This is a genomic window from Paraburkholderia translucens (genome assembly GCF_020881035.1).
Lineage (GTDB): Bacteria > Pseudomonadota > Gammaproteobacteria > Burkholderiales > Burkholderiaceae > Paraburkholderia > Paraburkholderia translucens.
This window is the reverse complement of the sequence record NZ_JAJITC010000006.1, coordinates 339,529-352,401: the sequence shown is the minus strand read 5'-3', so window position 1 is coordinate 352,401 and position 12,873 is coordinate 339,529. Positions and strand designations below refer to the sequence as shown.

The window sequence follows — 12,873 nt, the reverse complement described above, 5'->3', positions numbered from 1 at the left end:
ATGAACGATTTCAGCATTCAGCAACAGACGAGCGAGTCTGTGATCGAAGCAGCGCCCGAACTCGACGATTTCTCGGCGCTGCTGCAAAAGGAATTCAAGCCGAAGTCCGAGCATGCCCGCGACGCAGTCGCGAACGCCGTGCGCACGCTCGCCGAGCAGGCGTTGCGCGACACCGGCGTGATTTCCGGCGATGTCCTCGCGAGCATCGAGGCGCTGATCGCGCAGATCGACCAGGCCCTCACCGGCCAGATCAACCTCATCCTGCACAGCGAGCCGTTCCAGAAGGTCGAGAGCGCATGGCGCGGCCTGCATTACCTCGTGAACAACACGGAGACCGACGAGTCGCTCAAGATCCGCGTGCTGAACATCTCCAAGGCGGAACTGCACAAGACGCTGAAGAAGTACCGCGGCGTCGCGTGGGACCAGAGCCCGCTGTTCAAGAAGCTCTACGAGGAAGAGTATGGCCAGTTCGGCGGCGAGCCCTACGGCGCGCTGGTCGCGGATTACTACTTCGATCACAGCGGCCCCGATGTCGATCTGCTGACGCAGATCGCGAAGATCGCGGCGGCGGCGCACGCGCCGTTCATCGCGGGCGCGGACCCGGCTGCGCTCTTGATGGAATCCTGGCAGGAACTCGCGAATCCGCGCGACCTGACCAAGATCTTCCAGACCCCCGAGCATGCCGCGTGGCGCTCGCTGCGTGATTCGGAAGATTCGCGCTACATCGGCCTTGCGATGCCGCGCTTTCTCGCGCGCGCACCCTACGGCGCGAAGACCGACCCGGTCGAGGCGTTCGATTTCGAGGAAGACACCGCGGGCGCGAACAGCAGCAAGTACGCGTGGGCGAACGCATCGTATGCAATGGCGACGAACATCACACGCTCGTTCAAGATGTCCGGCTGGTGCTCGCGCATCCGCGGCGTCGAATCGGGCGGCGCGGTGGAGGGGCTGCCGGTACACGCGTTCCCGACCGACGACGGCGGCGTCGACATGAAGTGCCCGACCGAGATCGCCATCAGCGACCGGCGCGAGGCCGAGCTCGCCAAGAACGGTTTCATGCCGCTCGTGCACAAGAAGAACTCGGACTTCGCGGCATTCATCGGCGCGCAGTCGCTGCACAAGCCGGCCGAATACGAGGACCCGGACGCCACCGCCAACGCGAATCTCGCGGCGCGGCTGCCGTATCTGTTCGCGTGCTGCCGCTTCGCGCACTACCTGAAGTGCATCGTGCGCGACAAGCTCGGCTCGTTCAGGGAGCGCGACGACATGGAGCGCTGGCTGCAGAACTGGATTCTCCAGTACGTCGACGGCGACCCCACCCACTCCTCCGACGACACCAAGGCGCGCAAGCCGCTCGCCGACGCGCAGGTCGTCGTGGAGGAAGTGGAGGGCAATCCGGGCTACTACACGTCGAAGTTCTACCTGCGCCCGCATTACCAGCTAGAAGGTCTCACGGTGTCGTTGCGGCTCGTGTCGAAGCTGCCGAGCGCGAAGACCGCCTGAGCACCGTCGCGCCCACTGATCCTGCTGGAGAGCCGCTCATGTACGAACCTTCTGCCCGGGACCGCCTGCAGCCTTCGTTGCTGGACCGCCTGACCGATCTCGAACCGCACGTGCGTCACGAATCCCGCGAGCGTCGCGTGATCTCGGCGCGTGCGCTGCGCGACAGCGTGCAGCGCGACATCGGCTGGCTGCTGAACGCGAGCGCTCTCGGGGCGGGCTCGGACGGGGCGGACTTGCCGCATGTCGCGACGTCGGTGCTCAACTACGGTCTGCCGGACCTCGCCGGGCGCGACGTTGCCGCGCTCACGGCGGGTACGCTGGAGCGCCTGATTCGCGACGCCTTGTGGGCCTTCGAGCCGCGGCTCGCGCGCGAATCGGTGCGCGTGACGGCGATCGACGATGCGAAGGGTACGAAAGGTAGCCATGTGATCCGCTTCGAGATCGAGGCTGACTTGTGGTCGCAGCCGTATCCCGAGCGACTTTTCCTGCGCACGGAACTGGATCTCGAAGCGGGCGAGGCGCGCGTTTTCGATGCATCGTCCACGCGCGCCGCATCGGCCGGGGAGCAGCGGGCATGAACCCCGAGTTCCTCAAGTACTACAGCCAGGAGCTCCAGCACGTACGGGAGATGGGCGGCGAATTCGCCGCCGCATTTCCGAAGATCGCCGGGCGGCTCGCACTCGATGGCGTCGAATGCGCAGACCCGTATGTCGAACGGTTGCTGGAGGGCTTCAGCTTTCTCGCCGCGCGCGTGCGGATGAAGCTCGAAGCCGAGTTTCCGCGCTTCACGCAGCATCTGCTGGAACTGGCGTATCCGCACTATCTGGCGCCGACGCCGTCGATGGCGGTCGTCCAGCTTCAGGCGGACCACGCGAATCCGCAACTCGCCGCCAGCGCTGACGGGATCGTCGTGCCGCGCCATACGGCGCTGCGCAGCATGCTCGACAAGTCCGCGTCGACGCGCTGCGAATACCGCACCGCGCATACGCTGACGCTTTGGCCAATCGAGATCGCGCACGCGAAGTTCTTCACGCATGCGGGTTCGCTCAACGCGTCGTCGCCGTCGTTGCCTGCGGGCGTCAAGGCGGGATTGCGCCTGCGGCTGCGCGCGACCGGCTCGCTCGGCTTCGACCGTCTCTCGCTTGATCGCCTCCCGCTCTATCTGCGCGGCCCCGACGGCCTGCCGGCACGGCTGCACGAGCGGCTGCTCGCGCATTGCGTCGGCGTCGCGGTGATGCAGCCCGGCAATGGCGCGAACGCGGCGGCCACGCTCGGCCTGTTGCCGAAGAGCGCATTGCGGCCGCTCGGCTTCGCCGAGGACGAAGCGCTGCTGCCGGTCGGCAAGCAATCGTTCGACGGCTACCGGCTGCTGCAGGAGTACTTCGCCTTCGCGCCGCGTTTCATGTTCGTCGAACTGGCCGGATTGCGCGGCGCGCTGCGTCATTGCCGCGGCCAGGACGCGGAGATCGTGATCCTGCTCGGTCAGGCGGACGCGTCGCTCGAACGTAGCGTCGATGCAGCGAATTTCGCGCTCGACTGCACGCCCGCCATCAACCTGTTTCGCCGCCGCACCGACCGCGTCGTGCTGTCGGAAGCGGCGTTCGAGCATCACATCGTCGTCGACCGCACGCGGCCGATGGACTACGAAATCCATCAGATCGAAGAAGTCACCGGCTACGGCACGGGCGCGCAGCAGCAATACCGGCCGTTCCACTGCGCGAAGGACCTCGACACGCCGGGCGAGGGCGGCGCGTTCTATCAGTTGCGCCGTGAGGCGCGACGCGCGTCGGCGCGGCAGCAGCAGAATGGCGCGCGCAGCAGCTACCTCGGCAGCGAAGCGTTCATCGCGCTGGTCGATGCGGCGAGTGCGCCGCAGGGCGGCGAAGTGCATCAGCTCGGCATCAGCGCGTGGTGCACGAACCGCGACCTGCCGCTGTCGATGCCGCTCGGCGCGGGCTCGACCGACTTCACGCTCGATGCCGAAGCGCCCGTCACCGCCGTGCGCTGCGTCGCGGGGCCGAGCCGGCCGCTGCCGTCGTTCGCCGAGGGACCGGCTGCATGGCGGCTGCTCGATCATCTGTCGCTGAACTACGCGTCGCTCGTCGATACGAACGAGCAGGAAGGCGCCCGCGCGCTGCGCGAACTGCTCACGCTGTACTGCCCGGCCGATGACGCCGCCGCGCACCGGCAGGTGGAGGGGCTGCGCTCGGTGTCGTGCGCGCCTGTCGTGCGGCGCTTGCCTTCGCCGGGGCCGATCGTCTACGGGCGCGGCCTCGCGATCACGCTGCGCTTCGACGACGCCGCGTTCGAGGGCGCGAGCGCGTTCCTGCTCGGCGCGGTGCTCGCGCAATTCTTCGCGCAATACGTGTCGATCAATTCGTTCACCGAAACTCACGTCGCGACGCTCGCGCGTGGTCCGATCATGCAGTGGCCAGCGAGGACCGGAAGATGCGCGACGCTTTGACCATCGACGGCGTGCTTGCGCGCGACGCTCGTCGCTTCGACTTCTTTCAGGCGCTGCGGCTGATCGAGCGCGCGCATGCCGAGCGCCCGCGCCTTGGCCGGTCGCTGGCCGCGCGCGACGACGCCGTACGCCTGTCGCAAGATACCGAGCTGATCTTCCATCCGACCACGCTCGGCGACTACGTGCCGGGCGAGGGCGGGCAGCCCGGCCGCCTCGCGGTGAATTTTCTCGGCCTGCTCGGACCGAACGGCCCGCTACCGACCCATCTGACCGCCTATGTGCGCGATCGCGCCCGCAACGCGAACGATCCGACGCTCGCGCGCTTTCTCGACGTGTTCCATCACCGGATGCTGTCGCTGTTCTATCGCGCGTGGGCCGACGCCCAGCCGGTCGTGAGCGCCGAGCGGCCGGGCGACGATCGGTTCGCGGCTTACGTCGGCAGCCTGTTCGGTTTGGGCGCGCCCGCGCTCGCCGATCGCGACGCCGTGCCTGATGCCGCCAAGCGTCACTTCGCGGGCGTGCTCGCCGCGCCGACGCGCCACGCGGACGGTCTGCGCTTGATTCTCGCGCGCTTCTTCGGTGTGAACGTGTCGATCGAGCCATGGCGCGGCCACTGGATCGCGCTGCCGGAGGACGCCCGCACGCGTCTTGGCGGCGCGCGGCTCGGTGTATCGACGGTCGTCGGCACGCGGGTGTGGGACTGCCAGCACAAGTTCCGCATTGCGATCGGACCGCTCGGCTACGCCGACTTCGTCCGCTTCCTGCCGGGCGGGCAGAGCCTCCCGAAGCTCGTCGACTGGGTGCGCAACTACGTGCGCGATCCGCTCGACTGGGACCTGACGCTGCATCTGAAGCGCGACGAGGTGCCCGCACTGCGCCTGCAAGGGACGGCCACGAACGCAGCCGCGAACGTGGCCACGACCGGCTCACGCCTCGGCTGGAACACCTGGCTCACGAGCGGCGCGCCGGTCCATGACAACCATCGGGTCGTGATCGCCGCGCAGGCGGGAGCGAGCCATCGCAAGGAGAGTTCACATGACTGAGATCAGCCGCGTCGCGCTGTTCGGCAAGCTCGATCCGCTTGCCTATCGCGCGATCGAAAACGGCGCCGCGTTCTGCAAGCTGCGCGGCAATCCCTATGTCGAGCTGGCGCACTGGGTGCATCAGATCCTGCTCGCGGCGGATTCGGATTTGCGGCGCCTCGTGCGTCATTTCGAGCTGGACGAGGCCGCGCTCGAACGCGATCTGACAGCCGCGCTCGATCGTCTGCCGCGCGGCGCCACCTCTGTTTCCGACATCTCCGCACAGGTCGACGAAACGGTCGAGCGCGGCTGGGTGTTCGGTTCGCTGATGTTCAATGCCGCGAAGGTGCGCACCGGACATCTCGTGATCGGCATGTTGCGCACGCCAAACCTGCGCAATGCGCTTTACGCGCTTTCGCGTCAGTTCGAGAAAATCAGCTTCGATGCGCTGTCCGGCCGCTTCGACGCGCTGCTCGAAGGTTCACCTGAAGCGCATGCCGCCAGCGCCGATGAGCCGGTGGCGCCCGTGCTCGCACCGTCCGGTCAGCAGGACGCGCTCAGCCGCTATACGGTCGATCTCACCGCCGAGGCACGCGAGGGCAAGTTGGATCCCATCGTTGGACGCGACATCGAGATTCGTCAGGTCATCGACATTCTGATGCGCCGGCGCCAGAACAATCCGATCCTCACGGGCGAGGCAGGCGTCGGCAAGACGGCGGTGGTGGAAGGTTTCGCGCAGCGTGTCGTCGCGGGCGAGGTGCCTCCGGCCTTGCGCGAGGCCGTCGTGCGCACGCTCGACGTCGGTCTGCTGCAGGCGGGCGCGAGCGTCAAAGGCGAGTTCGAAAACCGGCTCAAGCAGGTGATCGAGCAGGTGCAGGCGTCGCCAAAACCGGTGATTCTTTTCATCGACGAAGCGCATACGCTGGTCGGCGCGGGCGGCGCGGCCGGCACCGGCGATGCCGCCAACCTGCTCAAGCCTGCGCTCGCACGCGGCACACTGCGCACCATCGCCGCGACGACGTGGGTCGAATACAAGAAGCACATCGAGAAGGACCCGGCGCTCACGCGGCGCTTCCAGGTGGTCAAGGTGCCGGAGCCTTCCGAGGCAGGCGCGATCGCGATGATGCGCGGCCTCGTGGGCAAGATGGAACAGCATCACGGCGTCCAGGTGCTCGACGAGGCGCTGGAGGCCGCCGTGAAGCTCTCACATCGCTTCATCCCGGCGCGCCAGTTGCCCGACAAGGCGGTGAGCCTGCTCGACACGGCCTGTGCACGCGTCGCGGTGAGCCAGCAGGCGCTGCCGCCCGCCATCGACGATGCGAAGCGGCGCATCGAGACATGGCAGACCGAAAGCGAGATCGTCACGCGCGAAGCGGCGCTTGGCATCGACACGCGGGAACGCGCCGCCGATGTCGCGGCGCGTCTTGATGCGGAGCGCGCGCGCCTCGCCGATCTCACCGCGCGCTGGGAAGCGGAGCGCGCGCTGGTCGTGCGCATCCTCGCGTTGCGGCGGGCCATCGAGGAGGGTGGCGAGGTTGCGACGCCCGCCGAATTGCAGGCGTTGACCGCTGAGCTGGCAGAACGTCAGGGCGAAGCGCCGCTCATTTTGCCGAGCGTGGATGCGCACGCGGTCGCGTCGGTAGTGCAGGACTGGACCGGCATTCCGGTCGGCCGCATGGTTCGCGACGAAGCCGCGAGTGTGCTCGATCTGGCGGCGACGCTGAACCGCCGCATCGTCGGGCAGCGTCACGCGATGGAGATGATCGCGCGCCGCGTGCAGACCGCGCGCGCAGGGCTCGACGATCCTTGCAAGCCGGTCGGCGTGTTCATGCTGGCGGGCACCTCGGGGGTCGGCAAGACCGAAACCGCGCTCGCACTTGCCGAGGCGCTGTATGGCGGCGAAGACAACATCATCACCGTGAACATGAGCGAATACCAGGAGGCGCATACGGCGTCGCTGCTCAAGGGCGCGCCGCCGGGATACGTCGGCTATGGCGAGGGCGGCGTGCTCACCGAGGCGGTGCGGCGGCGTCCCTACAGCGTCGTGCTGCTCGACGAATTCGAGAAGGCCCACCCGGATGTGCACAAGCTCTTCTTTCAGGTCTTCGACAAGGGCCGCATGGAAGACGGCGAAGGCCGCGAGATCGATTTCAGCAACACGCTGATCCTGCTCACCACCAACGTCGGCACCGAACTGATCACGCATCTGTGCGGCGGCGGGCGCGAGGCGCCGGCGCCGGAAGAGATCGCGCGAGCACTGCGCACGCCGCTCCTCGAAGCGTTTCCTCCCGCGTTGCTCGGACGCGTCGCGGTGATCCCGTATTACCCGCTCGACGACGCGATGCTCGATGCGGTGATCCGCCTGCAACTCGCGCGCATCGGCCGGCGTATCGCGCAGCAGTATCGCGTGAGCTTCGACTACAACGACGCGGTGGTCGGCCAGATCGCGCGACGCTGCACGGAACTCGCGAGCGGTGGCCGGATGATCGACGCGATCCTCACCAACACGCTGCTGCCGCGAGTGAGCAGGGAATTCCTCGGCCGTCTGGTCGAGGGCCGCACGGTCGGGAAAGTCGAAGTCGGCGTGTGCGACGGCGACTTTACCTATGCCTTCGACTAACCGACATCTGACAAGGAGCCAGCCATGCCACAACAAGTCAGCATGGGCGCGACATTGGAATGCTCGTTCGGCATGACGCCGTCGACGCTCGTCGTGCTGCCCGTGAACCGGGTGCGCTGTGAAGGGCCGCTCGCCGCGAACATCATGGATCACGTGCCGCTCGTGAACATCATGCCGTTCGGCATGTGCACCTCGCAGGCGAATCCGGAGGTCGCCGCGGCCACCGCCGCCGCGCTCGGCACACCGACGCCGATGCCTTGCATTCCCGCGACCATGTCGCCGTGGGCGCCCGGTGCGCTCAACGTGCTGCTCGGCAACCAGCCGTCGCTCGACAACGTGTCCACCTGCCTGTGCAACTGGGGCGGCGTGGTGACGATCGTCGATCCCGCGACTTGCGAAACGCAGATTCCCTGACGGCGAGGCCGGCGATGATGCTCACCGATACCGATCGGATCGCGCAGGTGACCTGCGCGCTCGGCAAGAACGCGCTGGTGCTCTATCGCATGCGCGGCGTTGAGGAACTCGGGCGGCTCGCGCAATGGAATGTCGAGCTGCTCGCCGATCAGTCGAATCTCGACATCGCGAGAATGCTCGGCAGCGACTTCTCGCTGTCGCTGCAGATTCCTGGCGGCGGCACGCGGGAGTACAACGGCATCGTCACGGCGTTGGAGCTGGCGCGTGCGGCGAGCACGCAGCCCAACCGCCCGGCGATGTATCGCGCCACCGTGCGCCCGCGCCTCTGGCTGCTTACCCGTGCGTCGCATTGCCGCTTTTTTCACCAGATGAGCGTGCCCGCGATCATCGGCAAGGTACTGGCCGACTATCACATCGACTTCGAGAACAAATGCTCGGCGACGTATCCGAGCCTCGAGCATTGCGCACAGTATCGCGAGACGGATTTCGATTTCGTGAGCCGGCTCGCCGAGCGCGAAGGCATCTACTACTTCTTCGAGCAGCGGGGCGGCAAGCATCGGCTGATTCTCACCGATTCGTCGCAGGTGCACGGCGCCACACCGCATTGCGCGGCGCTCCCGTTTCGTGCGCATCCGGCCACGCCGCACGAGCACGAGTGGGTCTATGCATGGTCCACCGGCGGCGAAGTGGCCACGGGCATCGTCGAGATCAATGACTACGACTTCGAAAAGCCGTCGCAGTCGGCGCAGCAGGGTCTGCTCGCGCGGGCGTTGCGCAGCACGCGGTTCGACCCGGCCGTCTATGCGATGCAGGAGCACGCGCCGGGCTATACGCAGCACGAGGACGCCGAACGGCTGGCGCGCGCGCATGTCGAGGCGCATCAGGCGTCCAACGTGTTCGTCAGCGCACGCACGACCGCGCGCGCCATCTGGCCGGGTGGCCTCGTGCGGCTGAGCGGACACCCGCTGGAGCAGCAGAATCGTGAGTACCTCGTCGTTTCGGCCGAGTACGCGATCAATTCGGACGACTATCTGTCCACGCTCGAACCGCACGAGCGGCCGCCCGTATTCGATTGCGCGTTTCGGGCACTGCCGCGCGACGCCGGATTTCGCGCCGCGCGTAGTACCCCGCGAGCGCGCGTCGCCGGGCCGCAGACAGCGGTGGTCGTCGGGCCGAAGGGCGAAGAGATTCACACCGACAAGTACGGGCGCATCAAGGTGCAGTTCCATTGGGAACAGCTTGCGCCGGAGGCTTCGCGCGAGTCGTTGCAGCGCTGCTGGGTACGGGTCGCGCAGCCGTGGGCCGGTAAGGGCTACGGGGCGTTCTTCCTGCCGCGCATCGGTCAGGAAGTGCTGGTGCATTTCATCGAGGGCGACCCGGACCAGCCGCTCGTGATCGGCAGCGTCTACAACGCCGCGCAGACCACGCCATACGAACTCGCCGCGAAGATGGCGCGCACCACGCTCAAGAGCAATTCGACGAAGGGCGGCAACGGCTTCAATGAAATGCGCTTCGACGATACCAGGGAGGCCGAGCAACTGTTCTTCCATGCCGAGCGCGATCTGGAGACCTGGGTGAAGCACGACGCACTGACGCGCATCGGCAACGAGCGCCATGTCATCGTCGAACACGACGATCTGGCGCGCTGCGGCGGCAATCGCAGCGATGCCGTGCAGGGCAACCAGCGCGTGCGGATCGGCGGCAAGTATTCGCTCGATGTCGGCGGCGATACGCAGCACAAGAGCGGGGCGAATATTTCGGTGGGTGCGGGTGTTAACGTCGATATCAAGGGCGAGGCCAACGTGACCGTCGAGGCGGGCGTGACGCTCACGCTCAAGGCGGGCGGCAACACGATCGTGCTGGGGCCATCCGGCATCGCGATCAATGCGGCCGGGCCGGTGTCGATCGATGGCGTGGTGGTGCAGATCAACTGTGGCGGCGGGGGCGGCGGGGCGGGCGCGGCGAGCGCTTCGCCCGATGCCCCCGCCGATCCCCGCCAGGCCGACGACGGCTCGAAATGAATGCGCACGGAGGAGACTTCATGTATCTGACGCTCACGGTCGACACGTATCAGGGCAGCGCGCCCGATGCGCCGTTCGCATGCCGTTTCGGTGCAGCGGGCGGCACTATCGGCCGCGGCACCGACGCCACGATGAGGCTGCCGGATGCGGCGAAAACCGTGTCGCGTGTGCATGCGCGAATCGATTGGACCGAGGACGGCTGGCGCTTCGCCGACCTCGGCAGCAATCCCAGCCGGCTCAACGGGCGGCCGCTCGCCAGTGGTCAGCCCGCGCGGCTCGCCAACGGCGACTTGCTGGAGATTGGCGGCTATCGCCTCGCTGTGCGGACATTGGAACCCGCGCCCGCCGAAGCCTTCGACGCGCCCCTCGGCGTGCACGACCGCCGCGATTTCGACCCGCTCGACCGCTCGAGCCAGCGCGACGACGCGTTGACCGAAGCGTTTGCGCACGATCCGCTCGCTCGCGCGGCGGTGCTCGCGGATTCTCGACTGCCGGGCCCGCGCTTCGATCCACTCGCCGCGCCGCTTGGCGACGCGCACCCGGCGCACGAAGGGCCGAGGCGCCTCGACGGCCACGCGGTATTCGCCGGTTCCGGAAGCGATCACGTGCCACCCGAGCAGTTCGCCTACGTGCCCCCTGCCGGCGCGATGACGCATGCGCCGGCGGGCGGCATTCCGCACGACTACGATCCGCTGGACGATGTCTTTCCCTCGTCTTCCCCGAGCGCCGCGTCACGACCGCTGCGTGAACCGGTGCAGCGCCCCTCGACCCAGCCTGCCGCGCTGTCCCGCGCCGCGCCGGCGCGCGGCGTGGCAGCCAATGATGCCAACACCGATGCGGCCTTCGCGGCGCTGCTCGACGGCCTCGGCATCGACGGCGGCGCGCTCGCCGGGCGCAACGCCGCCGAGGTCGCGCGTCTTGCCGGTGCGATGCTGCGCGCGGCGGTGCGCGGCGTGGTCGACGTGCTGCTGTCACGCTCGATGCTCAAGCGCGAGATCAGCCTCGACACGACGATGCTCGTTCAGCGCGACAACAACCCGCTCAAGTTCTTCCCCGACGGTGACGGCGCACTCGCGCAGATGCTGCGCGGCGCGAGCGCCGGATATCTGCCGCCGCAGACGGCGCTCGAAGGCGCATTCGACGATATCCGTCGTCACGAGCTCGCGGTTCTCGCGGGCACGCGCGCGGCGATGCAGCACCTGCTCGGCCGCTTCGACCCGCAGGCGATCGTCGCTGCCGACACACGGCGCGGCAGGTTCGACTGGCTGCCCGCCCTCAGAAAGGCGCGCCACTGGGACCGCCTGATCGCGTTGCACGCCGAGCTCACGCGAGCGAGCGCCGACGACCTTCAGGCGCTGTGCGGCAGCGCCTTCAACGACGCATACGAGCGCCAGGTGAACGACTGCGCCGACGCGATCCCGCTGGCTCCTTCAATCCGATAGCGAGGCGACGATGTCCTGGAACAACAAGGTGATCTGGTCGGAAGGCATGCTGCTTCAGCCGCAGCATCTGCAACAGCATGACCGCTACCTGCGCGCGCAGATCGATGCCCGCTGCGCCGCGCTGCGGCCCTATGCGTACGGCTTCTCGGAGCTGGCGATCGACATGGAGCAGTTGAAGCTCGGCCGCATCGCGTTGACCGCCTGCGCGGGCGTGTTGCCCGACGGCAGTCCGTTCCGCCTGCCCGCCGACGACGATCTGCCGCTGCCGCTCGCCGTACCCGAGGACGCACGCGATCTGACGGTCGTGCTGGCGCTGCCCGTCGCGCGCCGGGGCGTGCCTGAAGCCTCGCATGGAGCGCAGACAGAAGGCGCGGGCGGCCCTGATGGTTTCACGCGTCACCGCATCGCGGAGACCGAAGTGCTCGACAGCAACGACGGCGCTGTCGGCGCGGCGCTCGTGCAGGTCGGCAAGCTCCAGCTGCGGCTCGCGTTCGAGCGGGATGTGGCCCATGCGCACACGTCGCTCGGGATTGCGCGCATCGTCGAGCGACGTGCGGACAACAGCCTCGTCATCGATGCCGCCTACGCGCCGCCTTGCCTCGACTATCGCGTGTCGCGCCGCTTGTGCGGCTTCGTCGACGAACTCGTGGGTCTCATGCATCAGCGCGCCGATGCGCTCGCCGCGCGTCTTGCCCAGCCCGCCGCGACTGGCGCGGCAGAGATCGCCGACTTTCTGCTGCTGCAGGTCCTCAACCGGGCGGAGCCGTTGTTCGCGGGGATCGCATCGACCACCGGCCTGCATCCGCATGATCTGCATCAGCACGCCTTGCAACTGGCCGGCGAGCTTGCGACCTTCAGCCAGCCCGGCAAGCGTCCCGCCGGGTTCCCGGTGTATCGCCACGAGCGGCTCGACGAGACCTTCACGCCGCTCGTCGACGCGCTGCGTGGCGCGCTCAGTGCCGTGATGGACCCGCATGCGGTGCCGATCGCGCTGGAGGAGCGCAAGTACGGCTTGCGGGTGGCGATCGTGCCGGACCGCGAGCTGTTCGCCTCCGCGAGCTTCGTGCTGGCGGTGAAGGCCGATCTCGCGCCGGCCGCGCTGCTCAACGGCTTCCCGCAGCAGGTCAAGCTCGGGCCTGTCGAGCGCATCCGCGATCTCGTCAATCTGCAATTGCCGGGCATCGCGTTGCGTGCGCTGCCGGTGGCGCCGCGCCAGTTGCCGTTCCATGCGGGCTTCACCTATTTCGAGCTGGAACGCGGCGGCGAGTTGTGGCGGCAGTTCGCCACGTCGGCCGGCGTCGCGCTGCACGTTGCGGGTGACTTCCCCGGTATCGAGCTCGAGTTCTGGGCGATCCGCCCATGAGCGCGGCCGGGCCACATTCGACGA

The 12,873-nt window shown here is 67.8% G+C and carries 9 protein-coding genes; all 9 read left to right on the top strand.

Annotated elements, in window-relative coordinates; all coding sequences use genetic code 11:
- The 9 genes from tssC to tssK are packed head-to-tail and all read left to right on the top strand — an operon-like array spanning position 1 to position 12,849.
- Positions 1-1,503, top strand: a complete 1,503-nt coding sequence (gene tssC / locus LJ655_RS13840; protein WP_230561801.1) for a type VI secretion system contractile sheath large subunit — start codon at positions 1-3, stop codon at positions 1,501-1,503.
- A gap of 38 nt (positions 1,504-1,541) precedes the next feature.
- The gene (gene tssE / locus LJ655_RS13835; RefSeq protein ID WP_230561800.1) at positions 1,542-2,081 is read left to right on the top strand and encodes a type VI secretion system baseplate subunit TssE; all 540 of its coding nucleotides are present in this window, start codon (positions 1,542-1,544) and stop codon (positions 2,079-2,081) included.
- On the top strand, positions 2,078-3,967 hold the full coding sequence (tssF, locus tag LJ655_RS13830; RefSeq protein ID WP_230561799.1) for a type VI secretion system baseplate subunit TssF: 1,890 nt from the start codon (positions 2,078-2,080) through the stop codon (positions 3,965-3,967). Before tssE ends, tssF begins: the two co-directional genes overlap by 4 nt.
- A complete protein-coding gene (gene tssG, locus LJ655_RS13825; RefSeq protein ID WP_230561798.1) occupies positions 3,952-5,010 on the top strand; it encodes a type VI secretion system baseplate subunit TssG in 1,059 nt (352 codons plus the stop codon). The genes tssF and tssG overlap by 16 nt, the downstream gene beginning before the upstream one ends.
- Positions 5,003-7,609 carry a type VI secretion system ATPase TssH gene (gene tssH / locus LJ655_RS13820; RefSeq protein ID WP_230561797.1) on the top strand — a complete coding sequence of 869 codons (2,607 nt, stop codon included), beginning with the start codon at positions 5,003-5,005 and terminating at the stop codon, positions 7,607-7,609. Before tssG ends, tssH begins: the two co-directional genes overlap by 8 nt.
- A gap of 24 nt (positions 7,610-7,633) precedes the next feature.
- The gene (locus LJ655_RS13815; protein WP_230561796.1) at positions 7,634-8,023 is read left to right on the top strand and encodes a DUF4280 domain-containing protein; all 390 of its coding nucleotides are present in this window, start codon (positions 7,634-7,636) and stop codon (positions 8,021-8,023) included.
- A 14-nt stretch (positions 8,024-8,037) separates the two neighbouring features.
- A complete protein-coding gene (locus LJ655_RS13810; protein WP_230561795.1) occupies positions 8,038-10,044 on the top strand; it encodes a type VI secretion system Vgr family protein in 2,007 nt (668 codons plus the stop codon).
- A 20-nt stretch (positions 10,045-10,064) separates the two neighbouring features.
- Positions 10,065-11,486: a type VI secretion system-associated FHA domain protein TagH gene (tagH, locus tag LJ655_RS13805; RefSeq protein ID WP_230561794.1), complete on the top strand. Its 1,422-nt coding sequence runs from the start codon at positions 10,065-10,067 to the stop codon at positions 11,484-11,486.
- Between the two features lie 10 nt (positions 11,487-11,496).
- Positions 11,497-12,849 carry a type VI secretion system baseplate subunit TssK gene (gene tssK, locus LJ655_RS13800; protein WP_230561793.1) on the top strand — a complete coding sequence of 451 codons (1,353 nt, stop codon included), beginning with the start codon at positions 11,497-11,499 and terminating at the stop codon, positions 12,847-12,849.
- Positions 12,850-12,873 lie beyond the last annotated feature (24 nt).

What these genes read in the sequence shown, in the direction of transcription:
- tssK (WP_230561793.1), top strand. Translation starts at nt 11,497, where the DNA reads ATGTCCTGGAACAACAAGGTGATCTGGTCGGAAGGCATGCTGCTTCAG.
- LJ655_RS13810 (WP_230561795.1), top strand. Translation starts at nt 8,038, where the DNA reads ATGATGCTCACCGATACCGATCGGATCGCGCAGGTGACCTGCGCGCTC.
- LJ655_RS13815 (WP_230561796.1), top strand. Translation starts at nt 7,634, where the DNA reads ATGCCACAACAAGTCAGCATGGGCGCGACATTGGAATGCTCGTTCGGC.
- tagH (WP_230561794.1), top strand. Translation starts at nt 10,065, where the DNA reads ATGTATCTGACGCTCACGGTCGACACGTATCAGGGCAGCGCGCCCGAT.
- tssG (WP_230561798.1), top strand. Translation starts at nt 3,952, where the DNA reads ATGCGCGACGCTTTGACCATCGACGGCGTGCTTGCGCGCGACGCTCGT.
- tssC (WP_230561801.1), top strand. Translation starts at nt 1, where the DNA reads ATGAACGATTTCAGCATTCAGCAACAGACGAGCGAGTCTGTGATCGAA.
- tssH (WP_230561797.1), top strand. Translation starts at nt 5,003, where the DNA reads ATGACTGAGATCAGCCGCGTCGCGCTGTTCGGCAAGCTCGATCCGCTT.
- tssF (WP_230561799.1), top strand. Translation starts at nt 2,078, where the DNA reads ATGAACCCCGAGTTCCTCAAGTACTACAGCCAGGAGCTCCAGCACGTA.
- tssE (WP_230561800.1), top strand. Translation starts at nt 1,542, where the DNA reads ATGTACGAACCTTCTGCCCGGGACCGCCTGCAGCCTTCGTTGCTGGAC.